This is a genomic window from Halomonas sp. 113 (assembly GCF_904067645.1).
GTDB classification, from domain to species: Bacteria; Pseudomonadota; Gammaproteobacteria; order Pseudomonadales; family Halomonadaceae; genus Vreelandella; species Vreelandella titanicae.
The window spans coordinates 3544608-3569572 of the sequence record NZ_LR881453.1 but is presented as its reverse complement, the minus strand read 5'-3'; the positions used below and the strand labels follow the sequence as shown (position 1 = coordinate 3569572).

General features: G+C 55.0%; 26 protein-coding genes and 1 riboswitch. Of the genes, 20 read left to right on the top strand and 6 right to left on the bottom strand.

Features of this window, described 5'->3' with window-relative positions:
- Window positions 1-31: 31 nt before the first annotated feature.
- Window positions 32-508: a 6,7-dimethyl-8-ribityllumazine synthase gene (locus tag YERSI8AC_RS16905; protein ID WP_201304235.1), complete on the bottom strand. Its 477-nt coding sequence runs from the start codon at window positions 506-508 to the stop codon at window positions 32-34.
- Between the two features lie 97 nt (window positions 509-605).
- Window positions 606-774, bottom strand: a riboswitch (FMN riboswitch).
- A 229-nt stretch (window positions 775-1003) separates the two neighbouring features.
- Between YERSI8AC_RS16905 and YERSI8AC_RS16900 the strand changes: the two genes are divergently transcribed.
- The 3 genes from YERSI8AC_RS16900 (at window position 1004) to YERSI8AC_RS16890 (ending at window position 5096) form a co-directional block, all read left to right on the top strand.
- Window positions 1004-2044: an AbrB family transcriptional regulator gene (locus YERSI8AC_RS16900; RefSeq protein ID WP_159177141.1), complete on the top strand. Its 1041-nt coding sequence runs from the start codon at window positions 1004-1006 to the stop codon at window positions 2042-2044.
- Window positions 2045-2148: 104 nt separating this feature from the next.
- Window positions 2149-4041, top strand: coding sequence for an ABC transporter ATP-binding protein (locus tag YERSI8AC_RS16895; protein ID WP_009288174.1), 1893 nt, complete (start codon window positions 2149-2151; stop codon window positions 4039-4041).
- Between the two features lie 47 nt (window positions 4042-4088).
- Window positions 4089-5096, top strand: coding sequence for a zinc-dependent alcohol dehydrogenase family protein (locus YERSI8AC_RS16890; RefSeq protein ID WP_159177140.1), 1008 nt, complete (start codon window positions 4089-4091; stop codon window positions 5094-5096).
- Window positions 5097-5179: 83 nt separating this feature from the next.
- Here YERSI8AC_RS16890 and YERSI8AC_RS16885 read toward each other — a convergent pair whose 3' ends face one another.
- The gene (locus YERSI8AC_RS16885) at window positions 5180-5446 is read right to left on the bottom strand and encodes a hypothetical protein (protein ID WP_027959997.1); all 267 of its coding nucleotides are present in this window, start codon (window positions 5444-5446) and stop codon (window positions 5180-5182) included.
- Between the two features lie 172 nt (window positions 5447-5618).
- Here YERSI8AC_RS16885 and YERSI8AC_RS16880 point away from each other — a divergent pair, with 172 nt between their 5' ends.
- Window positions 5619-6767, top strand: a complete 1149-nt coding sequence (locus YERSI8AC_RS16880) for a hypothetical protein (RefSeq protein ID WP_009288176.1) — start codon at window positions 5619-5621, stop codon at window positions 6765-6767.
- 39 nt (window positions 6768-6806) lie between these two features.
- Window positions 6807-7643 (top strand): mechanosensitive ion channel family protein, encoded by an 837-nt coding sequence (locus YERSI8AC_RS16875; protein ID WP_009288177.1) that lies wholly within the window; start codon window positions 6807-6809, stop codon window positions 7641-7643.
- Window positions 7644-7649: 6 nt separating this feature from the next.
- Here YERSI8AC_RS16875 and YERSI8AC_RS16870 read toward each other — a convergent pair whose 3' ends face one another.
- A complete protein-coding gene (locus YERSI8AC_RS16870; RefSeq protein ID WP_022522486.1) occupies window positions 7650-8384 on the bottom strand; it encodes a YebC/PmpR family DNA-binding transcriptional regulator in 735 nt (244 codons plus the stop codon).
- Between the two features lie 235 nt (window positions 8385-8619).
- On the opposite strand from YERSI8AC_RS16870, the gene YERSI8AC_RS16865 reads away from it, so the two are divergent.
- Together YERSI8AC_RS16865 and YERSI8AC_RS16860 are read left to right on the top strand one after the other, a co-directional pair.
- Window positions 8620-9237: a LysE family translocator gene (locus YERSI8AC_RS16865; protein ID WP_022522487.1), complete on the top strand. Its 618-nt coding sequence runs from the start codon at window positions 8620-8622 to the stop codon at window positions 9235-9237.
- A gap of 58 nt (window positions 9238-9295) precedes the next feature.
- The gene (locus tag YERSI8AC_RS16860) at window positions 9296-9787 is read left to right on the top strand and encodes a glutathione peroxidase (protein WP_022522488.1); all 492 of its coding nucleotides are present in this window, start codon (window positions 9296-9298) and stop codon (window positions 9785-9787) included.
- Between the two features lie 20 nt (window positions 9788-9807).
- Here the strand turns inward: YERSI8AC_RS16860 and YERSI8AC_RS16855 are convergent, their stop codons facing one another.
- Window positions 9808-10194, bottom strand: a complete 387-nt coding sequence (locus YERSI8AC_RS16855; RefSeq protein WP_022522489.1) for a DUF7079 family protein — start codon at window positions 10192-10194, stop codon at window positions 9808-9810.
- Between the two features lie 301 nt (window positions 10195-10495).
- On the opposite strand from YERSI8AC_RS16855, the gene fabV reads away from it, so the two are divergent.
- The 3 genes from fabV to YERSI8AC_RS16840 all read left to right on the top strand — a co-directional run bounded on the left by fabV (window position 10496) and on the right by YERSI8AC_RS16840 (window position 13134).
- The gene (fabV, locus tag YERSI8AC_RS16850; protein WP_009288181.1) at window positions 10496-11707 is read left to right on the top strand and encodes an enoyl-ACP reductase FabV; all 1212 of its coding nucleotides are present in this window, start codon (window positions 10496-10498) and stop codon (window positions 11705-11707) included.
- Between the two features lie 55 nt (window positions 11708-11762).
- Window positions 11763-11978: a hypothetical protein gene (locus YERSI8AC_RS16845; protein WP_022522490.1), complete on the top strand. Its 216-nt coding sequence runs from the start codon at window positions 11763-11765 to the stop codon at window positions 11976-11978.
- Window positions 11979-12156: 178 nt separating this feature from the next.
- Window positions 12157-13134, top strand: a complete 978-nt coding sequence (locus tag YERSI8AC_RS16840) for a GlxA family transcriptional regulator (protein WP_180091052.1) — start codon at window positions 12157-12159, stop codon at window positions 13132-13134.
- A 6-nt stretch (window positions 13135-13140) separates the two neighbouring features.
- On the opposite strand, the gene YERSI8AC_RS16835 is transcribed toward YERSI8AC_RS16840, so the two are convergent.
- A complete protein-coding gene (locus YERSI8AC_RS16835; RefSeq protein ID WP_027960006.1) occupies window positions 13141-13935 on the bottom strand; it encodes an SDR family NAD(P)-dependent oxidoreductase in 795 nt (264 codons plus the stop codon).
- 233 nt (window positions 13936-14168) lie between these two features.
- Between YERSI8AC_RS16835 and YERSI8AC_RS16830 the strand changes: the two genes are divergently transcribed.
- The 9 genes from YERSI8AC_RS16830 (at window position 14169) to YERSI8AC_RS16790 (ending at window position 23010) form a co-directional block, all read left to right on the top strand.
- The gene (locus YERSI8AC_RS16830) at window positions 14169-15383 is read left to right on the top strand and encodes an aspartate aminotransferase family protein (protein WP_159177137.1); all 1215 of its coding nucleotides are present in this window, start codon (window positions 14169-14171) and stop codon (window positions 15381-15383) included.
- Between the two features lie 50 nt (window positions 15384-15433).
- Complete coding sequence (locus YERSI8AC_RS16825; RefSeq protein WP_159177136.1) at window positions 15434-16498, top strand: arginine N-succinyltransferase; 1065 nt, start codon at window positions 15434-15436, stop codon at window positions 16496-16498.
- Window positions 16498-17529, top strand: coding sequence for an arginine N-succinyltransferase (astA, locus tag YERSI8AC_RS16820; RefSeq protein ID WP_159177134.1), 1032 nt, complete (start codon window positions 16498-16500; stop codon window positions 17527-17529). The genes YERSI8AC_RS16825 and astA overlap by 1 nt, the downstream gene beginning before the upstream one ends.
- Window positions 17530-17551: 22 nt before the next feature.
- Window positions 17552-19024: a succinylglutamate-semialdehyde dehydrogenase gene (gene astD, locus YERSI8AC_RS16815; protein ID WP_159177132.1), complete on the top strand. Its 1473-nt coding sequence runs from the start codon at window positions 17552-17554 to the stop codon at window positions 19022-19024.
- Window positions 19021-20388 (top strand): N-succinylarginine dihydrolase, encoded by a 1368-nt coding sequence (astB, locus tag YERSI8AC_RS16810; protein WP_159177131.1) that lies wholly within the window; start codon window positions 19021-19023, stop codon window positions 20386-20388. The genes astD and astB overlap by 4 nt, the downstream gene beginning before the upstream one ends.
- A gap of 164 nt (window positions 20389-20552) precedes the next feature.
- Window positions 20553-21452: an alpha/beta hydrolase gene (locus YERSI8AC_RS16805; RefSeq protein WP_159177130.1), complete on the top strand. Its 900-nt coding sequence runs from the start codon at window positions 20553-20555 to the stop codon at window positions 21450-21452.
- A gap of 74 nt (window positions 21453-21526) precedes the next feature.
- Window positions 21527-21991 carry a GNAT family N-acetyltransferase gene (locus YERSI8AC_RS16800; RefSeq protein WP_159177128.1) on the top strand — a complete coding sequence of 155 codons (465 nt, stop codon included), beginning with the start codon at window positions 21527-21529 and terminating at the stop codon, window positions 21989-21991.
- Window positions 21992-22054: 63 nt separating this feature from the next.
- On the top strand, window positions 22055-22561 hold the full coding sequence (locus YERSI8AC_RS16795; protein ID WP_159177949.1) for a DUF523 domain-containing protein: 507 nt from the start codon (window positions 22055-22057) through the stop codon (window positions 22559-22561).
- A 23-nt stretch (window positions 22562-22584) separates the two neighbouring features.
- The gene (locus YERSI8AC_RS16790; RefSeq protein WP_138801080.1) at window positions 22585-23010 is read left to right on the top strand and encodes a GNAT family N-acetyltransferase; all 426 of its coding nucleotides are present in this window, start codon (window positions 22585-22587) and stop codon (window positions 23008-23010) included.
- 36 nt (window positions 23011-23046) lie between these two features.
- On the opposite strand, the gene YERSI8AC_RS16785 is transcribed toward YERSI8AC_RS16790, so the two are convergent.
- Window positions 23047-23430 (bottom strand): winged helix-turn-helix transcriptional regulator, encoded by a 384-nt coding sequence (locus tag YERSI8AC_RS16785; protein ID WP_233974290.1) that lies wholly within the window; start codon window positions 23428-23430, stop codon window positions 23047-23049.
- Between the two features lie 168 nt (window positions 23431-23598).
- Between YERSI8AC_RS16785 and YERSI8AC_RS16780 the strand changes: the two genes are divergently transcribed.
- The gene (locus tag YERSI8AC_RS16780; RefSeq protein ID WP_159177125.1) at window positions 23599-24825 is read left to right on the top strand and encodes a YbfB/YjiJ family MFS transporter; all 1227 of its coding nucleotides are present in this window, start codon (window positions 23599-23601) and stop codon (window positions 24823-24825) included.
- Window positions 24826-24965 lie beyond the last annotated feature (140 nt).

Below are 24965 nucleotides of genomic sequence, written 5' to 3'. Positions count from 1 at the left end.
ACCTAAGCATCTCCACAATTTTGGCAGTGGTTTATCTTAGTCCTTGAATCCTTCGATGGTTTTCCAAAGTCATTACCAACGCTGCAGCCGCTTCCTTGCCTTTGGCACGGAAATGGTCATAGAAAAAATCATGATGTGTGCTGTGTTCATGGAAATGATGCGGCGTCAGCACGACAGAAAGTATGGGAATTTCTGTTTCCAGTTGCACCTGCATCATGCCTTCAACCACTGCTTGAGCCACGAAGTCGTGGCGATAGATGCCTCCATCAATAACAAAGCCCGCACCCACAATGGCGCTGTAACGACCTGTTTTGGCTAGCAACTTAGCTTGAAGAGGCACTTCATACGCCCCCGCGACTTGGAATATTTCTATTTGATCAGCGGAAAAGCCATGCTCGCTGGCAAGTTGAGCAATAAATGCTTCTCTGGCTTGGGCAACAATATCGTGATGCCAAGACGCTTCGATAAAGGCAACGCGAGGGAATGAAGAAAGTTGGGTCTGATTCATGGTCATCCTATGGGGATTGTTTACCAGAACCAGGGCATGAGGCATCCAATAGCACAGCACCCGCATGCGTTGTAACGCTACGGGTAATATCACTAGGAAACCTTCTCTTTTATCCGGACTATTACCGTCGGCTTCGGAATCTCACCGAATCTGCTGTCCTCAACCGTTAGGTTACACCTCTGGTTGAGCGCTCGTGGGCTTATCCGCATCAATAAAGATATGGCATCACCACCGGTGGGGACTTACACCCCGCCCTGAGAAAGTTCGCCATTACTGGCGGAAGACATTATACGCTGGCTGGCCGGCAGATACAGATAGCATGACCAAAAAATTAAGATGATGGATGACGTCTTGAAGGTGAGCTTAGCAACCAAAACCATATATCTTCGCCATCATTGAAGCCCAAGCCGCTGGTTCAATGCTAAACTATTGGATGTAATTAGCAGGTTAATTATTGCGTCAGTAGGGACAGATTTTAAGATTTAGGGAGTCGATGTGAAGGGCGTCGTGTTGAATGCAGGGAGCGCAAAAGCGCTGACAATATCACTAACCGTTGGCGCCGTTGGCGGTACGCTGTTTCAACTGTCCGGTCTGCCCCTTGCATGGATGCTTGGCCCTCTTATTGCCAACCTCGTGGTCTCTTCACAAGGTGTGAAGGTCGAAGTGCCTGAGCCACTGCGTAACGTATTTCTAGCCGTCATGGGGTTGGTGTTGGGTAGCCAGGTGACGCCGCAGTTGGCTCATCGCGTACTGGATTGGCCGGTTTCTGCTGCTCTCTTGCTGCTGGGAGTAGCCGCCTCCACCGCCGTAGCCGCTGCCTGGTACCGGCGCTGTGGTTTCGACCCCGTCAGTGCCTGGTTTGGTGCCTCGCCCGGCGCGATGACGGCGATGATTCTGTTGGGCGAAAAGTGCGGTGGCGACCCCCAGCGTATTGCAGTCGCGCAGTCGCTGCGCATCATTTTAGTGATTCTTTTTTTGCCGCCGCTATTTTGGGCCTATGAGGGCGGAGGCGAGGGCATCGGCCCTGTTCATAGCAGTTTTGAACACGGCTGGATGCTACTGATGATCCCGCTGCTGTTGCCGCTAGGACGCTGGCTGCGAATTCCCAGCCCTGCACTGCTGGCACCACTGCTAGCCGCTGCTCTATTATCCGGTGTTGATATTGCCAGTTTCGCTCTCCCGGAATGGGGGATGAACCTGATGCTGTGGGTGCTGGGCAGTGCCATTGGTTCGCGCTTTCAGGGCATGACGCGAAAGCTTTTTGGCCGCTATTTATGGCAGTCTGGTGTGGCGACGCTGTTAGCGTTGCTGGTACTGGCACTCTTTGCTGAGCTGATTCACCAACTGTTAGGGGTAGGGCGCGATGTGGCGCTGTTGGCGCTGGCGCCGGGGGGCATTGGCGAAATGGCTATTTTGGCCGTCGCGCTCAATATCGACCCGGTGTTTGTTGCCTTTCACCACCTGCTGCGCATGGTCACGCTGATGATCATTGCGCCTTTTTGGGCGCGTTGGCTGCTGCGCCACGCCACTTCTTAAATCTTAAACAATCAAACTGTTACATAAATAAGTTAACGTCTGTCACATCAATTTCAGACACACCAATTCCAGACACACCAATGCCAGTCACGTAAGGAAGCCTCATGCTATCGCGTGTTTTACAGCCGCTATTTCGTTACTTCGAAACGCGGGTAAACCCTTATCCGGAAGGCGAGGTTAAAACGCCGCCTAAGGGCTTAATGCCGTTTATTGTGCACTTTTCCCGTCCGATGCTGCCGCTGTTGCTGCTAATGACGCTGTTCACGGCGCTGGTCTCGGCGGCTGAAGTGGTTTTCTTTAGCTACATGGGGCAACTGGTCGATTGGCTGGGCAACGTTGAACGTGCAGGCTTTTGGGCTGAAAACGGCCTGTGGCTTGCTGGTCTGGGGCTATTGCTGCTGATCGGTTTGCCGCTATTGGTGCTGATGCAGTCATTGGTCACCCATCAGAGTATTTTCGGTAACTACCCGATGATCGGCCGCTGGCTATCCCACCGCCATATGCTTAGCCAGAGCCTGGCATTTTATCAGGACGAATTTGCCGGGCGGGTGTCGCAAAAGGTGATGCAAACGGCGTTGGCGATCCGCGAGACCGTCACCAAGGTGATGGATTTATTGGTCTACGCCATCGTCTATTTCACTGGCGCGGCCTACCTGCTGGGCCGGGCGGATCTTTTGCTGCTGATCCCACTGGGACTGTGGCTGGTGGGCTACCTGTCGATCATGCGCTACTTCGTACCGCGCCTGCGCGATGTCTCCATGGCACAGGCGGACGCCCGTGCCCAAATGACCGGCCGCGTGGTGGACAGCTACAGCAATATCCAGACCATCAAGCTGTTTGCCGACACCGAGCGCGAGCAGCGCTACGCCAAAGATGCTATGGAAGGCTTTATGGTCACCGTTCACCGCCAGATGCGCTTGGTGACGATCATGAGCGTGGGTTTGACGCTGCTCAACACGGCGCTGTTGGTGGGCACTGCGGCCATGGCGATCAGCGCCTGGTACACGGAGGCGATTTCCCTGGGCGTTTTGGCGATTGCCATCGCGCTGGTCATGCGTATCCGTTTTATGTCTGACTGGATATTGTGGGAAGTCGCCGGGTTGTTTGAAAATATCGGCACGGTTCAAGATGGCATGAACACCATCGCTCAGAAGCCCACGATCAACGATGCGCCCAATGCTAAAGCGCTTCAGGTTCCCCATGGCGAAATTGTGTTTGATGCGCTGCGCTTTCAATACGCCCAGGCGAAAGGGGAGAGTAAAAACGTCTTTGATGGACTCAGCCTGACCATCAAGCCCGGCGAGAAAATCGGCCTGATCGGCCGTTCCGGGGCGGGTAAATCCACCCTGGCCAATCTGCTGCTGCGTTTTTATGACTTGCAAGGTGGGCAGATATTGATCGATGGGCAAAACATTGCCGAGGTGACTCAAACCTCTTTGCGCCACCAGATTGGCATGGTCACCCAAGACACCTCGCTGCTGCACCGCTCGCTGCGTGACAACATCCGTTACGGCAGTCCCCACGCCAGTGACGAAGACGTTTGGAACGCGGTGTGCCGCGCCCATGCGGATACCTTTATCAATGATCTGGTCGACCCGAAAGGGCGTCGCGGCCTGGATGCCCATGTGGGCGAGCGCGGTGTGAAGCTTTCCGGCGGGCAGCGCCAGCGGATCGCTATCGCCCGGGTGCTGCTCAAAAATGCCCCTATTCTGGTTCTGGACGAGGCCACCTCGGCGCTGGACTCGGAAGTGGAGGCTGCCATTCAAGAGCAGCTGGATACGCTGATGGAAGGCAAAACGGTGATTGCCATCGCGCATCGGCTGTCGACCATTGCAATGCTTGATCGGTTAATTGTGGTGGATGAAGGGCGCATGGTGGAAAGTGGCACGCATCAGGAGCTGCTTGCACGCAACGGCATTTATGCCAGCCTTTGGCAGCGCCAGTCAGGTGGCTTCCTGGGCCTTGATATCGACGGCAACGGCCCCAACCAACAGTAGATACATACATCAATGTACATATTCGAACTGTACATAATGAGGTAACGATGAAAGCGATCAAGCTGAATCAGCCCGGCGGTTTGGACAAGTTGGACGTTGTCGACATGGAAGCGCCTGGGGAGCCGGGCCCTGGTGAAATCCGAGTACGTCTACACGCCAGTTCTCTGAATTTCCACGACTACGCCGTGGTCGCTGGGATGATTCCCACCGACGATGGGCGTATTCCCATGTCTGACGGCGCGGGCGTTGTCGAAGCCGTGGGCGATGGTGTCAGTGAGTTCGCGGTGGGCGACCACGTGGTATCGACCTTCTTTCCCCACTGGTTGGAAGGCCCGGCGCGTGTCGGTGATTTTCGCACCACGCCAGGTGACGGCGTGGATGGCTACGCTCGTGAGCAGGTTGTACGCCCGGCTGAGTGGTTTACCCATCAGCCCAAGGGCTATAGCCATGCGGAATCCGCTACCTTAACCACCGCTGGCTTAACCGCTTGGCGAGCACTGGTCGTCGATGGTGGCATTAAAGCGGGCGACAGCGTGCTGGTGCTGGGCACCGGCGGGGTATCTATTTTTGCCCTGCAGTTTGCCCGATTAATGGGCGCGCGGGTAATCGCTACTTCTTCATCTAACGAAAAGCTGGCGCGGCTGCGTGAGATGGGCGCCGAGCACACCATCAACTATAAAGAGACGCCTGATTGGGGTAAGCGGGTGAAAGAGCTGACCAACGGCGAAGGCGTTGATCATATCGTCGAAGTGGGCGGGCCAGGTACGCTGCCGCAATCCTTTGATGCGATCAAAATCGGTGGGCATATCGCCTTGATTGGTATCCTCACTGGGCGTGAGGGTGAAATACCGACAGCTAAATTAATGGCCAAGCAGGCGAGTTTGAAAGGCTTGATTGTGGGCAGTCGTCGCAACCAGATCGAGATGATTCGTGCGCTGGAAACATTCGATATGCACCCGATCATTGACCGCGAATTCCCGCTTGCCGAGATCGCCGACGCTTTCCGCCACCAGGAATCTGGCCAGCACTTCGGCAAGATCTGCCTGACGTTTTAAAACAGTTGGCTTACTTTCGAGGAAGTGAGTCATAGACAAACAGTTTGCACGCCTTGCGCACTTGCCGGGCGTGCAAGTGCAGACTAATCTGGCAAGCGGCTGTAGACCACGCCTTTTACTTCAAGCTCCAATATCTCATCGTAGGGCACCATCACGCCTTCAACGTCACCCGGTGTGCGATGGCTGTTCTTAATCTCGGTTTCAGGTATCACCTTTACGCCCATTAGCCCAACGTGCTGGATTCTGGCGCTAAAGCGATTGCCCTCATGCTCAATCAGTAGCCGCTCACCGGCAATACACTTCTCGAGCTTGGCGTGGAGTTCTGTTTCGCTAACGTGGACAACACTCATTGCTTTCTCCTTTAGCTTTTGCCATTGCTCTCGCAATAAAATAATAATCCGTTATGTGCGCTAACGACTGTCTATCAAGACTTTATTTTAGACCATAAGTTCGTCTATGAGGTTAGAAGCTGCGCGCACCGTGCTAAAGTGAACGCTTATTGCTAACCATAGGGACAAGGTCATGGGGGAGCATTCATCATCAGCCGACACGCCGCTGTGGGCGGTCGTCGAGCTCGATCAGTTTCGTACCCCTGAGCAGACCCAGGCAAGCCAATGGCGACGTTCGTTGCGTTCGGCTTCGACGTGGCTGGTAGGCAAAAACAGCGCTGAGCAGCAGGTAAAAGAAGAGCATGAACTGCGTGCGTTGCCCGAGGTTAAGCTAGCGCATTTAGTGCCGCCCATCGATTGGGCGCCCGCCGCAAGGGCTTTGGCGCAGCAGCTAAAAGGCCAGCAAGCGCCGGTTACGTTTTTTATTACCCCGCCGCACAGCGGCCATGTTTCTGTGGTGAGTCAGTGGGCGGAACAGCACCACTTTGCCTGTTTGCCGCCACCCACGCTCAGCGAGCTTGCCGAAGGCGACACTCAGTGGGTAGAGCGTTGTGCCAATCAACGCGAGTGGGCTGTTCCCGCATTAGAACGCTACTTTTTACGCCACACTCAGGGTATTCAGGGCGTACGTGAATTTCTTGAGCGCGCCTTAAGTGGCCGCTTGGGGCAGGGTGTGATTGGCTGTGACAGCTGGGCGTATGCCTACCTACAAGAAGTGGTCGGTATCGAGGGCGCGCCGGTATTTACCCTTCAAGCCATGGAGGGCGAACAGCTGTCGCAGTACTTTGCGAAGATTGCGACCCATGAGGGACAGTCTCCGTTGGTCTACAGCACGCGAACCGGTAAGCCAGTATTGACTGAATCAGCAACCCAGCATGGCGACAAAGCCCCTAACAAAGAGCTACAGCGCTTAGCTGCTCACTGTCGTGGTCATATAGGTCTTGCTTGGCACTACTGGCGCGAGCGGCTGCGTGAGCCAACAGCAGACGATGAAGAGGCGCTGTGGCTGGTCGATGCCCTCGCCGAGGCAGAACTCTCCACAGATACCGGGGATATCGCCACGCTGGTGCTGCATGCGTTATTGGTTCATGGCGGTCTGGATGACCACTCCCTCGGGCAGGTGTTGCCGTTTTCACACCACGAGGCACTCAATGCCCGGTTAGCTTTGCAGCGCAAAGGGATTGTTTCAAGCAGCGAAGGGCGTTGGCAGATCACACCGTTAAGCTACGCAAGCGTTCGCCAGCTATTGGAATCGCGCAATTATCTGGTTGATCCCCTTTAAGTCGCCGCGCTAACAGCGACAGGCCTGCGGAGGGCACCCATGGACGAACAACAAAAGTACGCACGATTGTTTAACGATATTGATAGCCAAGCGATGATTACCCTTGGGGTGGTGCTGCTATCGACCATTGTGCTGATTATTGTCAGCCAGCGGGGGCTTAACTGGCTGGCCACTCGGTTACACGGGCAAGTGCGTTTCCGCATTTTTGCCTTGGTGCCTCTAACGCGCCTACTGATTTTGATTACTGCACTGGCCATCATCGTACCGATTATTATCGAGCCATCGCTACGTAATATGGTCACGTTGCTGGGAGCACTTGGCTTAGCCATTGGTTTTGCCATGAAGGATTACGTAAGCAGCTTGATTGCGGGTGTTGTTTCGGCGATTGAACTGCCTTATCGCCCAGGGGACTGGGTTAATATTGAAGGCACTTACGGCGAGGTTAAGCACGTCGGTTTGCGCACGGTAGATATTCAGACGCCCGACGATGATTTAGTCGCCGTGCCGCACTTAAAGTTGTGGGATCACGCCGTTTACAACGCTAATAATGGCGGTACCAGCCTGCAGTGCGTGGCGAGTTTTTACCTTCACCCCGAGCACGAAGCAGGCTGGGTACGTAAAGCGCTGCGCGATGTGGCGTTAACCAGCGCCTATCTGAAGTTCGATAAGCCAATTATTGTGGTGGCCGAAGAGAAACCCTGGGGCACCCACTACCGCATACGCGCTTACCCGGTGGATCCGCGCCAGCAGTTTTTGTTTATTACCGATCTAACTGTGCGCGGTAAAACAGTGCTGAGTGCCGCAGGCGTGCAGTCAGCGATGTTGCCACCGGATGCTGCCCTGGATGCACGCAACGCGGCAGAATCTTCTTACTAACAGGCCTTAGGCGTCTGTAGACTCGGGCAGCTCACCGCTGTGATAGACGTTTTGCACATCGTCCAGTTCGTTGAGCATGCCTAGGAATTTTTCGAACATCGCTACATCATCGCCTTCCACCGGGGTGGTGGTTTGCGGCAGGAACTGAATCTCGTCTGCCTCAAAGTCAATCTCACCGAAGGCATCTAATAATGCCTGTTTGGCTTTGGCGTAGTCGGTATGTGGGGCAAAAACGGTGATCCTCTCACCCTCTTGCTCAATATCGGTGACATCCACATCGGCTTCCATCAGCGCTTCAAGCACGGCTTCTTCATCGCTTCCGGCGAAGGAGAAGATAGCGCAGTGGTCAAACATATGGCTGACGCTACCGGGAGTGCCGATTTTGCTCTTGGTTTTGGTGAAGCAGCCGCGCACATCGCCAAAGGTGCGGTTGGGGTTGTCGGTAAGGCAGTCGACAATCACCATCACATTGCCAGGGCCGAAGCCTTCGTAGCGTGCGGGCGAGAAATCCTCGCCACCGGCACCGCTGGCTTTGTCGAGCGCTTTATCAATAACGTGAGAGGGCACCTGATCTTTTTTGGCCCGCTCCATTAAGCCGCGCAGCGCCAGATTGCCATTAGGGTCGGTGCCGCCCGCTTTAGCGCAAACGTAAATCTCGCGTCCATATTTGCTGTAGACCTTGGTCTTTGCATCGGCCGTTTTGGCCATGGATTCCTTACGGTTCTGAAAAGCCCTACCCATGTTGCCGTCCTATGTTTTCTAGACCTATGTTCTCTATATGCCCCGCGCAATGAGCGGCGGGGCGGATGTTTTCAAAAGAGCGAATAAATCGCATAGAGCAAAAGATTAAATTTTACCCAACAGCGTACCATGCTAACAGCGTTATTTAAGACGCTTACCGAAGTGTTGCTTGGCTTGGCGTATACTGGCCATCATTGCTCATATTTTGATTTTGACCCCTCAAGGAGGAAAAGACATGCCGTTAACACTCTGGCTATCGCTCGCCGCGATTTGTGCCATGGGCGCTATGTCGCCGGGGCCGAGCTTGGCACTGGTGCTGCGCCATACGTTAGGCGGCGGGCGTTTTACTGGAGTGACCGCGGCAGTTTTCCATGCCTTTGGTGTAGGCTTTTATGCGCTCCTTACCGTTTGGGGGCTAGGCGCGATAATCGCCGGTTTTCCGCTGCTGTTCCAGCTGATTACCTGGTTCGGCGCGGCTTATTTGGCGTGGCTAGGGGTTAAAGCGCTGCGTGCCGGGAAAGCCGGTGCCTTAGAGCCTAATGCGATTGTCACTAGCCGAGGGCAGGCGGCCAAAGAGGGCGTGCTGGTGGCATTAGGCAACCCGAAGCTGATTCTGTTTTTTGTTGCGTTACTGAGCCAGTTTGTGACCCCGGAAATGAGTGGGGTAGCTAAAGCTATCATTGTGTTAACGGCGATGATTATTGATGGCGGTTGGTACGTGTTGGTGGCGGTGGTGCTTTCCCACTCGCAGATTTTGCCCTGGCTACAGCGGCGTGCCCATTGGATTAACCGCATCACGGGCGTACTGTTAATCGCGCTGGCGCTACGAGTGGTCGCCGGACCGCTGGTGTAAAAAGCATAGCCGTGGCATGGTGATACCCATGCCGTTTGGGGTTTTGTGGGGCTGATTGATGCAAATATACGACCAAGACTGCTATACCCACCAAGGGCTGCCGTTCAATTTACGTGCGCTACGCGGCCAAGTGCTGCTGGTGGTTAACGTTGCCAGCCAGTGTGGCTTTACCCCGCAGCTAAGCGAACTCGAAACCCTTTTTCAGCGCTACCGGGATCGTGGCTTCACTGTGCTCGGTTTCCCGTGTAATCAGTTTGGCCGCCAGTCGCCGGAAAGTGCTCAAGCGTTTTGCCAGTTTGGCGAGCAGCAGTTTGGAGTCAGTTTTCCGCTACTGGAAAAGGTCAATGTCAATGGGAGTGATGCCCATCCACTGTTTGTGCTGCTCAAGCGCGAGGCGCCTGGAATCCTAGGCACACAGCTGATCAAATGGAATTTTACCAAGTTCCTGGTGGGCCGTGATGGCAAGGTGATTGCCCGCTTTGGACCGCGCTATCACGGGCGTCCATTGCGTCTGGCGTTGGAAGAAGCCTTGGATCAAACATACCCATAGCCCCACAGGGCACTATCCCTCTATACCTGCTCGCCCCGCGCGACTGCTACACGATTCATGAGTGCGTTCCAGCGGTGACGCACCATCATGGTCGTTAAGCCTGAAAACAGCGCCCAGCTTTTGCGTCGCCAGCCCTTCAAGCGCATATTGTGATTGACCAACTGCTTCATCAGCTTATAGTCGTCAAATTGTCGCCATTCGCTGGCGATTGAAAGCTGATGGCGAGACATCACCGGTGCCATTTCCAGGCGAAACATCCATTCGAGCTCGTTAAGCGTCATATCATAGCGCTCTATGACCTCGATCATACGCGCGTAATCGCGTTCACTGGGTTCACGGTCCAGCCACAGCGGGGCTAGCGCTAGCCATAGATCGCCGCGTTCATCTACTAGCTGCTGTGCATTCATGATCGCCTCGTGGGAAGTCGTTGCTGATATAAGTACTTTGGCAGCTATCGTGACGCGAATGCGCCCCGAGCTCAAGGGCGGGCAGGAGCTCAAGGATGGAGAGTCGCTCATGGGAGGACGATAGCTCAGGAGCGGACAGAGCGCACGGAGACAGCTAGAATAGCCTCTATGAGTCATGACACTGCTATGCCAAAAGCTATGCCACAAACTATGCCAAAAGCTATGGCAAAACGGTGTCGCTAGTTATGATGTTGCCAGTTACGATATTAAAAGCTAAATCAATCCGATAAAGAGGTTCTCTGTGATTATTAAACCCAAAGTACGCGGCTTTATTTGTACCACTACTCATCCCATCGGCTGCGAGCAGAACGTTCGCGAACAGATTGAAGCGACCCGTGCTCGCGGTTTGGATAAGCAGGCTGGCCCAAAAAAAGTACTCGTCATTGGGGCTTCAAGTGGCTATGGGTTGGCAGCACGTATTACCGCAGCGTTTGGCTACGGCGCCGACACCTTGGGCGTTTTCTTTGAAAAGCCTGCCACCGATAAGAAACCCGGCACCGCAGGCTGGTATAACAGTGCCGCCTTCGATAAGTTTGCCAAGCAGGAAGGGCTGTATAGCAAGTCGATTAACGGCGATGCGTTTTCCCATGAAGCGCGGGAAAAAGCCATTGAACTGATCAAGCAGGACATGGGCGAGATCGATCTGGTGGTGTACTCGCTGGCATCACCCGTTCGCAAGCTGCCGGATAGCGGCGAGCTTAAGCGTTCGAGCCTCAAACCAATTGGCGAAACTTACCGCGCCACTGCTATCGATACCAATAAAGACGCGATTATCGAAGCAGAAGTAGAGCCAGCCACCCAGCAGGAAATCGACGACACCATTACGGTAATGGGTGGCGAAGATTGGGAACTGTGGATGGAAGCACTTGACCAAGCAGGTGTGCTGGCAAAAGGTGCGCGTAGCGTGGCGTTTAGCTATATCGGCACTGAAATCACCTGGCCGATCTACTGGCACGGTGCGCTGGGTAAAGCCAAGGAAGACCTTGACCGCGCTGCCGCGGCTATCGACGCCAAGCTGAAAGAGACCGGTGGCGGTGCCAATGTGGCGGTACTCAAGTCGGTGGTCACCCAAGCGAGCGCGGCCATTCCGGTAATGCCGCTGTATATCGCCATGGTCTACCGCATCATGAAAGAGCAGGGTCTGCACGAAGGCACAATCGATCAATTGAACCGTCTATTCGGTGAGCAGCTCTACTCAGCCCAAGGCAAGCGCGGTGAAATGGTAACTGATGAGGTAGGGCGCCTGCGTTTGGATGACTGGGAGTTGCGCGATGACGTTCAGCAAGCGTGCCAGGATCTGTGGCCGGAAGTGACGACCGAAAACTTATTCGAGATTACCGACTATGCTGGTTATAAGCACGAATTCTTGAAGCTGTTTGGCTTTGAGCGTGACGATGTCGATTACGATGCCGACGTCAATCCAGAGGTTACGTTTGATGTCGTGAATCTGTAAGCCATTCACAGAGGCGGTAGCGCCGCCCAATTCGACCGGAACGCTGGAGGTGTTTATGGACACTAGGGAAAGCAAAACCCCGGAAGAAGAGAAGCAGCATATTATCAATGAGCGAATACCTGAGGATTATGAAACCTCAAAACCGCATCTACAGCCTGAAGCCAAGAAGCGGCCAGGCGGGCTGTATAAGTTACTCCCGATAGTGGTGATCATTGTCGGCGTGATTGTGGTTAGTATCGTCGTGTTAGGCATTATTAACCGCGGTAATTAGTACTTAACCATTCTCTCTTTTTTGCCGGGCCTTGCGCCCGGCAATTTGCATTCATGCGTCACGTTTTTGTTGCAGTGGTCATAACGCTGCCATCCTCTACGCAATTGGGTAAGATGATCGTTTATCTATGTCGATGGCGGTCTTTCATGCATCTTTTCATGCAACTCAATCAGTTATCATGCAGCCCAACCCGTTAGCCTCACAGGCAGCGCTACCGCGTCGGCGGGTGGCCTTTCTGCTGCTACCAGGTTTTTCGTTATTGACCCACGCCAGCGCACTGGAACCGCTACAAATGGCTAACCAGCTGAGTGGGCAGATGCTTTACCACACCGTCACATTAAGTCTCAATGACGAGCCCGTGCGCAGCGGTGCTCAGCTTTCGCTCATTGCTCAGCACGCACTAAGTACCGCATTAGGCCCGCTTGACCTGCTGTTGATATGCGCACCAACACCGCTGCCCTATACGCTTCCTGCAAAGTTGAATGAGTGGCTCCGTGGGCACCAGGGGCGCGGTGTGGCACTGGGTGGGTTGGCAGGGGGCACTGAAGTGTTGGCACGCTGTGGGTTGCTTGAAGGCTATCGTGCGACGCTGCCCTGGCAGCGTTTTGAGGCCTTTTCTCAAGCCTATCCGCAAGTGACGCTTTCTCAACAGCTGTTTGAAATTGATCGCGACAGGCTGACCTGCGCGGGGGGAACCGCGGCCATGGATTTGATGCTCACGCTGATTGGCCAGCATCACGGTGCGCGCTTGGCGGAGCAGGTGTCTGAGCAGTTTGTCTGCGACCGCATCCGCTTGGCAGATGAGCGCCAGCATGTGCCGCTGCGTAGCCGCCTGGGGCATGCGCCGCAAAGTCTGGTGGAGGCTGTCACGCTTATGGAAGCCAATATTGAGGAGCCGCTCTCGACCCTGGAACTGGCCGAACATCTGGGTATCTCTCGGCGTCAGTTGGAGCGGCTATTTAAGAAGTATCTGCAGGCGGTCCCTAGTCGCTACTACCTGGATTTACGCTTACAAGAGGCGCGCAAACAGCTTCGCGATAGTGACCGGCCGGTAGGCGATATTGCGTTTGCCACGGGATTTTCCTCAGGCGCGCACTTTTCTACCGCCTACCGTCACCATTTCGGCATGACGCCGAGAGAAGAGCGCCTGGGTTAGAAAGATTCAGGTTAATGTATCCACAATGCCACCTTCCACACGCAGTGCCGCCCCGCTGGTTGCACTGGCTTGGGGAGAAGCGGCGTAGACGCTCATACTCGCGACTTCTTCGGGTGTTGCTAAGCGCTGGATAATTGAAGAGGGGCGGTTCTCTTTAACAAAGCGTTCTTCCATCTCTTGCTGAGAGATGCCCTCTTTTTCCGCCATTTCCCCCATCATCTTGATCACGCCTTCTGAACGGGTCGGCCCAGGTAGAATGGCATTCACGGTGACCTGGGTGCCGCTGAGCACTTTGGCCAGCCCGCGAGAGACGGAGAGCAGCGCCGATTTGGTCATGCCGTAATGCACCATTTCACTAGGGATGTTGATCCCCGACTCGCTGGAGATAAACTGTATGCGGCCCCAGTCGCGCTCGCGCATGCCCTGGGCGTAGTGACGGGAAAGCCTCACCGCGCTCATGATATTAATATCGAAAAATTGCTGCCACGTAGCGTCATCTACATCGAAAAAGTCCTGCGGGGCGAAAATGCCTACGTTATTGATCAGGATATCCGCGCTGGGCTGCTGTTTAATAAGCGTTTGGCAACCTTCAGCGGTGCCGAGATCAGCCGCCACGCCTTCTACCTTGGCATTGGGAGTGTCTTTTTTAAGTGCGCTGATGGCACCATCAACACGTGCTTGGGTACGCCCTGTTATAACCACGTCAGCGCCTGCCTTGGCGAGCCCTTGAGCAATTGCAAAACCGATGCCCGCTGTAGAACCCGTGATAATGGCGTGTTTGCCGCTTAGATCAATCTGCATATGCTGGTCTCCTCTCATCCTGAGTGTCGGTGCTCATCACTATGCAACGCAGCTCAGCGAATAACCGCATAGCTTGCTAATAAGTATGGGGCTCTTTTAGAGTTCTTCAAGGCGGTTCAGTGATACGCCGAGACGCCGCTATTCATAATTTGCCGTCCCATTGCTGAAAGCGCTTGGACTCTTTACCACCTTATACTGTTGTTACTACTTTCCTCCACTGGAGCTAGCGACCCATGAGCCATACCCCAAGCCGTCAAGATTACGACCACTACATGACGCCCAACTACTCACCACAGCAGGTCATTCCCGTGCGTGGTGAAGGTAGCCGCTTGTGGGATCAACAGGGCCGTGAATATATCGACTTTGCCGGGGGCATCGCGGTTAACTCCCTTGGTCATTGCCATCCAGTACTGGTCAATGCGCTCAAAGAGCAGGGCGAGAAGCTGTGGCACCTCTCCAACGTATATACCAACGAGCCAGCGCTGAACCTGGCCAAGACGCTGGTCGAGCGCACCTTCGCCGATAAGGTGTTCTTATGCTCCTCCGGCGGTGAAGCTAACGAAGCTGCGCTTAAGCTGGCGCGCCGCTGGGCGGTGGATAATCACGGTGAGCACAAAGATAAAATCATCTCGTTCTACCAATCTTTTCATGGCCGCACCTTCTTTACCGTCAGCGTGGGTGGCCAGCCCAAATACTCCCAGGGCTTTGGGCCGGTGCCGGGCGGAATTCTGCACGCTAATTACAATGACCTGGATAGCGTTCGCGAGCTGGTGGGCGACGACACCTGCGCGATTATGGTGGAACCCATGCAGGGCGAGGGCGGTATCGTGCCCGGCACGCAGGAATTCCTCCAAGGGCTGCGCGATCTCTGCGACGAGCACAATGCGCTGCTGATTTTTGATGAGGTGCAAACCGGCGTTGGTCGTAGCGGCGAACTCTACGCTTATAAGAACTACGGCATTACGCCGGATATTCTTACCAGTGCCAAATCCTTGGGCGGCGGTTTCCCCATTGGCGCCATGCTGGCTATCGACTCGGTGGCTAAATCGCTGGTTGTTGGCACTCATGGTTCTACTTACGGCGGCAATGCGCTGGCATCTGCCGTTGCCTTGGCGGCGGTGGAGCTTATCGATACACCAGAGGTGCTCGAAGGCGTTAAGCATCGCCACGATCTGTTCCGCGAGCATTTAGAAACTATCAACCGCAAGCATGGCGTGTTTAAAGAGATTCGCGGTATGGGCTTATTAATAGGTGCCCAGATGTCGGATGCCTATGAAGGGCGTGCCAAAGACATACTACCGCTGGCGATTGAAGAGGGCTTGATGGCGCTGATCGCCGGGCCGAACGTACTGCGCATGGCGCCTTCTCTGGTCATTCCTGAAGCGGATATCGCCGAGGGCATGGCCCGCTTAGAGCGCGCGATTGAGCGATTAGTTGCGGCAGCATGAGTGAACAACAGGCTGCGTCAATCGTGTTAACTGAAGGGGAGGCATCGAGGATGCTGGTAGTTCGACCCGTTAAAGCGTCTGATCTCACGGCGCTTGAGCAATTAGCCGAGCATGCAGTACCTAAGCTTACTAACTTGCCTGCTAACCGTGAGCGACTTCAGGAGCGCATTGCGCGCTCTCAAGACGCCTTTAATGGTGACGTCGAGTTTCCAGAAAACGAGCACTATACGTTTGTTCTCGCCGATGACACACGCGAGGAAGTGCTCGGTACCGCCACCATACGTGCCCAGGCGGGTGCCAATGAGGCCTACTACACCTACCGCCAGGAAACGCTGATTCACGCCTCCCAGCAGTTGAACGTACGTCGTGAAGTGCAGACGCTAGCGCTCTCCCATGAAGTTTCTGACGCCACCCTGCTGTGCGCCTTTTCGCTTAACCCGCGTTATAAAGGCACCAGCGCGGAGAGCCTGCTGCGCCGGGCGCGGTTGATGTTTATCGCCCAGTACCCCGAGCGCTTTTCGCGCATTCTGGCGGTGGCGTTTCCCGGCTACTTGGATGCTCGCAATGAGTCGCCGTTCTGGGAGAGCGTAGGGCGGCACTTTTTCGCCCGCAGCTTCCAGGATATGAATCATATTGCCGGGGTACGCTCGAAAAGTTTTATCGCCGAAGTAATGCCCCAGTTCCCGCTCTATTTGCCGCTGCTAACGCCCCAGGCGCGGGCGGCGATAGGTCGTGAGCACCCTGCTCACGAAGAGGCGTTGGAGGAGATGCTGGCGGAGGGCTTCGCGCGTTCGCGCCATGTGGATATTTTCGACGCCGGGCCGATTGTCAAAGCCGAGCGCGAGCGGTTGGAAACCTTCCGCAGTGCTGCCTGGCACCCGGTGCGCATTCGCCCTGAACACGCTTTGCCAGATGCTGAACCCGCGCTGGTTGCCAATCAAAAGCTGGGCGAGTTTCGCTGCATCGTCGCCCGCTACGCGCTGTCACCCACGGGCCAGTTGATGCTCTCAGCGGAGCATGCTGAGCGGCTGGGTGTCACGGAAGGGCGAGCGGTGCTTGCTGCGCCGCTGACGCTACCCACCGTGGTAGACGCGCTCGATGAAGGAGAAATGTAATGCGCATTCGACCCATTGCCCGTGATGATCTGGATGGGCTTCAGGCGCTTGCGCAGCAGGCGGGCGTTGGCTTTACCTCGCTGCCGGATAATCGCGAGTTTCTAGCCGGTAAGATTGAAGCGGCTGCCAGTGCCTTTGAAGAGCGCACTCCGGTGGATGATCGGCTTTATTTCTTTGTGCTAGAGGATGAAGTAAGCGGCGAGTTGGCGGGCTGCTGCGCCATTGAGGGGCAGGTGGGGCGCGAGGTGCCGTTCTACAATTACCGGCTGGGCACTTTGGCCCACTCCTCGGTTCAGTTGGATCTGCACCGCACCATCGATACGCTGTTTTTAAGCTCCGACCACACCGGTGACGCCGAGGTGTGCTCGCTGTTTCTGCGCCCCGAGTATCGCGGTGAAGCCAATCGCCACCTGCGCAACGGCGCGCTGCTCTCCAAGGCGCGCTGGCTGTTTATCGCCCAGTTTCGCGACCGTTTCCCCGATAAAGTGCTGGCGGAGATGCGCGGCGTGTTCGACGAGAACAACACCAGCCCTTTCTGGGAGAGCTTAGGGAAGCACTTCTTTCCCATGGATTTCAGCGAAGCTGACCGCTTAACCGGCCTGGGGCAGAAGAGCTTTATTGGCGAGCTGATGCCCAAGTTCCCCATTTACACCACCTTTATGGCCGAAGAGGCGCGGGCCTGTATTGGTCAGGTGCATCGCCATACCCGCCCGGCGCTGGAGATGCTTAAGAAAGAGGGGCTGCGCTGGGAAGGCTATATCGATATTTTCGACGGTGGCCCGACGGTGGAGGCGTACATTGATGATGTGCGCGCCATTCGCAACTCACGTCTTTGCCAGGTGGAAGTTTCTGCCGGGGCAAGCGAAGAGAGCGTCAGCCGCTGGCTGGCCGCCACTACCCAGATGCTGCACTTTACCGCCAGTTGGGTAGGCCGTGCGCCTGCTGATGACAACACCATCGTGCTTAGCGAACAAGAAGCGAAGCGCTTAGGCGTTGCCACCGGCGATACCCTACGGCTACTCGAGACCTAGGCGACGTTTACAGGAGAGTTTTATGCACGCCCAACAGCAGCAACTGATCAATGGCGCCTGGGTCGCAGGCGACGCCGAGCCGTTGAGCAAGCACGATCCCGTTTCTGGCAAGTCGCTATGGCAAGCAGCGACGGCTAGCTCAGAACAGGTCACGGCCGCTGTGAAAGCCGCCCGCGGTGCCTTCCCCGGCTGGGCGCGCACACCCTTTGCCGAGCGCCAGGCGCTTGTCGAGCGATTTGCCGAGGTGCTAAAAACACGTGGTGAAGACCTGGCTGTGGCGATTGCCTCTGAAACCGGTAAGCCGCTCTGGGAGGCGCGCACCGAAGCGGGAGCCATGGTGGGCAAGGTGGCGCTGTCGGTTAAGGCGTATAACGAGCGCACCGGTGAACGGGAAAAAGCGGTGGGTAGTGCAAGCGCTGTGCTGCGCCATCGTCCTCATGGTGTGATGGCGGTGTTTGGCCCTTACAATTTCCCTGGCCACCTGCCCAACGGCCATATGGTGCCTGCGCTATTGGCGGGTAACTGTGTGGTCTTCAAGCCCAGCGACCAAACCCCGCTTACTGCGGATTTGACCCTACAGTGCTGGCTAGAGGCCGGGCTTCCGGCAGGCGTCATTAACCTGGTGCAGGGCGGTGTGCCGGTAGGCCAGGCACTGGCAGGTAACCCAGATATTGATGGCCTGCTGTTTACCGGTAGCGCCAAAGTGGGCGGTATGCTGCACCAGCAGTTTGCCGGACAACTGGATAAAATTCTGGCGCTGGAACTAGGCGGCAATAACCCCCTGGTAGTGAAGGATGTCGACGACGAGCGTGCCGCGGTATTGACCATTCTGCAGTCGGCGTACCTCTCCGGCGGCCAGCGCTGCACCTGCGCGCGGCGCTTAATGGTGCCGGAGGGTGCAGTAGGCGATCGATTGATCGATGCGCTTTCTGAGGCGATCGCCAAGTTACACGTGGCGGGCCAGTTCGAAGAAAATCCTGCGCCGTTCTATGGCGGTTTGGTCAGCCTAGCGGCGGCGGACGGCCTGCTCAAGGCCCAAGAGGAGCTGGAGGCCATGGGCGGTACGGTGATCAATCGTATGAAGCGCCAGAAAGAGAACACCAGCCTGTTAAGTCCCGCGCTAATTGATGTGACCGGTCTTGACGTGCCGGACGAGGAGCACTTCGGCCCGCTGCTGAAAATCCACCGCTATCGTGATTGGGATGAAGCGCTACAGCTTGCCAATAACACCCGCTACGGGCTCTCCGCCGGTTTAATTGGCGGCGATCGAGCCGATTGGGATGACTTCTTGCTGCGTATTCGTGCCGGAATCGTCAACTGGAACCGCCAAACCACCGGTGCATCCGGCGATGCACCTTTTGGTGGTGTGGGTGACAGCGGCAACCACCGTCCCAGCGCGTTTTACGCGGCGGACTACTGCGCCTACCCAGTCGCCTCCATGGAAGCTGACAGCCTGGAGATGCCCGAGACCCTGCCGCCGGGAGTGAGCCTGTGAGTGCCGCCGACATCAGCAGCGTTAGGGAAGTCAATTTTGACGGCCTAGTCGGCCCAACCCATAACTACTCTGGGTTGGCCGTGGGCAATGTCGCGTCCATGAGTCACGGCGGCTTAGTCTCCAATCCCAAGGAGGGCGCGCTGCAGGGGCTGCTTAAGATGAAGTCGCTGATGGACGCGGGCTATGCCCAGGGCGTTCTGCCACCCCAACAGCGCCCCGATATTGGCGCACTGCGCGATTTAGGTTTTAGCGGTAGTAATGGTGAGGTGCTGGCTCGTGCTTCTAAAGAAGCGCCGCAACTGCTTCGGGCGGTGTGCTCGGCTTCGAGTATGTGGACGGCTAACGCGGGCACTATTACCCCCAGCATTGATGCACCCGATAGTCGGGTACACTTCACACCAGCGAACCTACAGTCCAGCTTTCACCGCTATTTAGAACCGCAAACCACCGGTCGCGTGCTGCAGGCAATTTTCCGCGACGAACAGCACTTCGCCCACCATCCGGTGCTGCCTGCAACGCCTGCCTTTTCTGACGAAGGGGCGGCTAATCACACCCGTTTATGTGGTGAGTACGGCGAGCCGGGCGTTCACCTATTTGTCTATGGCCGTCAGGCGTTTGGTGACGTGCGTAGCGGTGAGCGCGAACCCAAGCGCTACCCCGCCCGGCAAACGCTGGAAGCCAGCCAGGCGGTAGCTCGCCAGCATGGGCTAACGGAAGCGCAAACGGTATTTTCCCAGCAGCACCCGGATGCCATCGACGCGGGTGTTTTCCATAACGACGTCATTGCGGTGGGTAACGGCCCTGTGCTGCTCTACCACGAAATGGCCTTTCTGGATGAAGAAGGCACGCTCGATGAGCTGCGCGCCAAAATGGCCAGCCCGCTGATTCCCGTGCGCGTGCCCTTGGAAGCGGTAAGCATGGAGGATGCGGTAGCCTCGTATCTATTTAATTCGCAGTTGCTCTCCAACCCGGATGGCACCATGACGCTGGTAGTGCCCGGCGAATGCCAGGAGCGCGAGGCGGTATGGCGCACCATTCAGGATTATCTGCTGGCGGGCAATAATCCGATCAGTGAAGTGGTCGTTAAAGACGTCAAACAAAGCATGCGCAACGGCGGCGGCCCCGCTTGCCTGCGCCTGCGCGTGGTGCTAACGGAGGCCGAACGTGCAGCGCTCTCTGGCCGCGTGCTGCTCACCAATGCACTGTACACTGATCTGACCGCGTGGGTGGAGCGCCACTATCGCGATCGCCTCGCTCCGGACGATTTGGCCGATCCACAGCTGGCGGAAGAGTCACTTGCAGCACTGGATGAACTCACTCAACTGCTGAAAATCGGCCCGGTTTATCCCTTCCAACTGGGGTAGGGTGTGATGTAGTGAGGGAAAATAATAAACGCCAGGGCAGTGCCTTGGCGTTTTGGTTTAAAGTTTGCAGCGAAAGCTTAGCCGTCGCTTTGCCCGGTGTATGCGATTAGGAGGGAGCAGTGCGACAATATATGCTGGCCTTGGTGATAGGAGTATTTTTAATAATGTCGACAGGCACTAATGCGAGCGGCTTGGATTTCGAAGCGTTAGTGTCTGAGCAAGGCGCAGCAGGCCCACTGCCAGCACTTCAGCCGTTTGAAGCAAGGGATGGCACCACACTTTCATATCGGCATTATCCAAGTGAATCCGACACGGCGCTGGTGCTCGTGCACGGCTCAGGGACCGACAGTCGATATCTGGCAACCTTTGCTCGCGGATTGGCAGCTTCAGGCGCCGCCGCTGTTTACACCCCGGATATTCGAGGGCATGGGCCATCTCCCGTTCGGCGCGGCGATATCGACTATATCAAGCAGCTTGAGGATGATCTTGCCGATCTTATTGCCCACATCGAAGTGGTCAATCCTCAATTAACGCGTATCGTCGTCGGTGGGCATTCGTCAGGTGGCGGGTTAGTAATACGTTTTGCTGGTGGCACGCATGGGCACCGTGCCAACGCCTATCTGCTGCTAGCGCCTTACCTGGGATACGACGCACCTACTGTTCGGAAAAACTCGGGCGGGTGGGCAGACCCCAAAGTGACCAGGATCATTGCTATATCCATTTTGAATGAACTCGGTATTACCCACTTCAATAAGCTACCGGTGCTGCACTTTAATTTGCCGCCCGAATACCGCCAGGGCTCAGAAACGCTAGCGTATTCGTACCGGCTTATGAAGGGCTTTGCTCCCGCCAATTGGCAGAACGATCTCAGTTCTATGGCGGCTCCAGTCCTTCTTATTACTGGATCTGATGACGAAGCATTTTTTGCGGAGCGCTTCGAGCCCACTTTGCGGCCCATCGTTCCACACGCTGATATCGTCACGGTGCCTAATGCATCACATCTGAGCCTTGTTGTGAACAAAGAGGGCATCAAGACAGCTTACCATTGGCTTCAAGCGTTATAAGAGCGAAAATCTCATGTGTATGGGATGGTGGAAACACTTATGGTTCTCACACTTAGCACTAGGATTACGTCAATATGTCCTTAATCGACATCCGTGCTGCACTCGAAACTGATGTTCCGGACATTCAATCTTGCGCACGACTGGCCTATTCAAAGTACATCAGTCGCATTGGTCGTGAACCCGCGCCCATGCATGCAGACTTCGCAAGCCTAATCGACTACGGCTACATAGATGTTGCCATCCTTGATTCACATTTTGTGGGCTATGTTGTGTTCTACCCCGAAGGCGATCATTTTCACCTCGAAAACGTTGCCATACTGCCCGAGTATGGCGGCCTCGGCATTGGGAAGCGATTGATCGATCACGTGGAACGTTCTGCCGAGGAAAAGGGGTATGAAGCCGTGGAACTTTATACGAATGAAGCCATGACAGAAAATCTCGCCATGTACCCCAAACTGGGATACGTCAGGGTCGAGTGTCGGCATGAAGCGGGGTTTAATCGAGTGTATTTCCGAAAGCAGCTAAAGTTAAATGGCTGACAAGAAGAGCTTTCCTAGTTGGGTCGATTCAGTGAACGCGTCACTCTTGAGTTCATCACCGTATTGGAGATTGGTGATTTGAGAAAAGTATTAATGAGCGCCTGTCTCTTGGGTAAAAAGGTTCGCTATGATGGTGGCGCCCTTTCCGTGGATGCTCAGATCGTTGAGCAGTGGCGTTCTGAAGGCCGAATCGTTTCTGTTTGCCCCGAAGTTGAGGCGGGGATGAGTATTCCCAGGCCGCCCGCGGAGATTTTCCAAGGCAGTGGTAAGGGCGTTTTAAACGGTGAGGTCGATGTTATCGAAAACGATGGAGGCAAGGTGACCAATGAATTTTTAGCAGGTGCCTCTATCGCTTTGAACCTGTGCCGTAAATTCGATATCGATATCGCAGTGCTTGCTGAGTTCAGTCCTTCATGCGGAAGCACCGCTATTTATGACGGCAGTTTCTCTGGTAAAAAAGTACCGGGTATGGGAGTAACAGCCGCACTGCTTCGGGAACATGGTGTGCACGTGTTTAGTCAGTATGAAATAGCCCAAGCTAACACTGCACTTCTTGCTACAAGTTCGTGAAAGTAGCACTAGGATATCGAGATATGACGCCTATTATTCGGTCTACTAACGACAAGGCGTTCGCGGAAAAATTAATTCGCCAAAATATGTCTGCTTACTACGAACAGTTGGATATGCGCTGGAATACAGCCCTGTTTGATAAACAATGGGATGAGTTAGACAGTTACGAATTAGTTATTAACGCTAGCCCAGTAGGGTTGTTATGCATAAATCACGATGAAGCCGCTTACTATATTCGAGAGCTACAAATTGATCAGAAGTGGCAGCGCCAAGGCTTAGGTACAGCGGCAATCCGCCACACGAAGGAAATCGCCCAACAGTCGGGCATCCGCTTACTTCGGCTGCGTGTGTTTTGTATCAACCCAGCAATAGCGCTATACGAGCGTATGGGGTTTCGCGTGCGTAAAACCGAGGGCGGGATTCACTATATGGAGAAAAGGATTGATTAGCTGCTCAAACTGAATCGTGTTGTACTCCCTGATGCCTTACTCCTTTACTGTCGCAATGATGTCTGTCATATCGTTCACTTCTAAACCATCCTCCCGTATTAGTTTCGTTTCAACACGCAGTCCATCCCTCGTTTGTAGCTGAAGGCGAAGCGGTGTATTGCCAGGTTCTAAGTGCTCTCCGCCCCACTCGCGAAGGGCGATAACCACGGGTAAGAGTGCGTGGCCTTTCGCTGTTAGCGCATAGCCTTTGCGGGCTCGTTGTCCTGAATCACGGTATTGATAGCGCTCTAAAATACCTTCTTGAACCAATCTGGCAAGCCGGTTGGACAAAACTGAGCGAGTAATACCCAGGTCTTCTCTGATTTGGTCGAAGCGCTCAGCACCACATATCACTTCTCGCAGAATCAGCAGCGACCACATATCTCCCACAGCCCGGATCGCCTTGGCAAGCGAGCATTCTGAGACGGGAACACGTGTGTGGGAAGTGTGTGTTTCGGTGTGGTTTTTCATATCCCAATGATAGCAAAGTTTGAAAACAGAACTAAGCGCGACTAATCTGAGTCTTTATTAAAGACTCAGGTGGCCGATATGACACAATCTGACTTTCTCCACGAGCGCGATCCTACAGCGCTCACAACTGACCTTCGTACACTCACTGCGCTGGCCTTGGTACCGGCAATCGGCCTAGGTATTGCAAGATTTTCCTACGCATTACTTCTGCCCTCTATGAGCTCAAGTCTTGGGTGGAGCTATGCCGATGCAGGCTGGATGACCTCGGTAAACGCGGCAGGGTATCTTATTGCCGCGCTGATTTCGGCCCGTTTTATTGGAGTTGTTGGGGCCAACCGAGTCATGCGTACGGGGATCTTCGCATGCGTGATCGCTTTGATCATGATGGGGGTATTTCGCCACACTGCATTACTCAACATCTCCTGGTTTTTGGCTGGACTAGGCGGCGCTAGTGCGTTTATTGCTGGTGGGGTTATCGCCGCCCAGGTATCCCAACGCCATCCGGCACGAGCGTCGTTTTTACTCGGCATCTTCTATGCGGGGCCAGGTTTAGGCATTGTGCTTTCGGGGGTTGGCGTTCCCTGGGTTCTGAGCCAGTGGGGCGCAACGGCATGGCCTACTGCTTGGTTAGCATTGGCGGCCATATCAGTGGTGCTCGCACTCGGCGTCGTATGGGGTGTTCGCGTCATGCCACAAAGCCGAGTTCAGGCACATGCATTGGCACCATTAGCTTCTATGCAGTGGATGCTGGTTGGCTATGGCTTTTTCGGGGCAGGCTATATTACTTACATGACGTTCATGATCGCCTGGATACAGTCCCACGGTGAGAGTGCCGCGTTTCAATCGCTATTCTGGGTCGTGCTGGGCTTGGCTGTGACTGTCTTCCCTTGGCTTTGGGCTGGTGTGCTGCAAAATAAGCGCCACGGCCATGCATTTGCGATTCTTAATGGATTGACCCTGATTGGCGCTGCATTGCCGCTTATATCAAGTGCTTGGCCTGTTTTACTGGCGTCGTCTGCGGTTTTCGGTTGTGCCTTTTTTGGTGTCGTGGCGTCTACGACGGCCTTCGTGCGGAGAAATTGCCATGCTTCGTCATTGGCGTCGGGTATTGGTGCGATGACGGTCGCGTTTAGTATTGGTCAGACATTGGGGCCAACGCTAAGTGGTTGGTTGAACGATCTAGCCGGGGGGCTGACGGTAGGATTATTAACGTCAGCTGTCTTTTTAATCGCCGCAGCGCTAATAGGTTTATTGCAAAAAGATTTCGGAGCAGCAGGTCATAGAGAAAGCGCGGATACTGATTAGGGCTTGTTGATGTTTCCGCGCACCACGATGAAACGTCAACAAGCCCTAAATGAGTTATGTATTCCACCTAGCTGCAGAAGGCGAGTTTCGAGTGTCAGTGGCTTACTATGTGTCAAAAGTTTCTGGATCGGGCGGCGCTT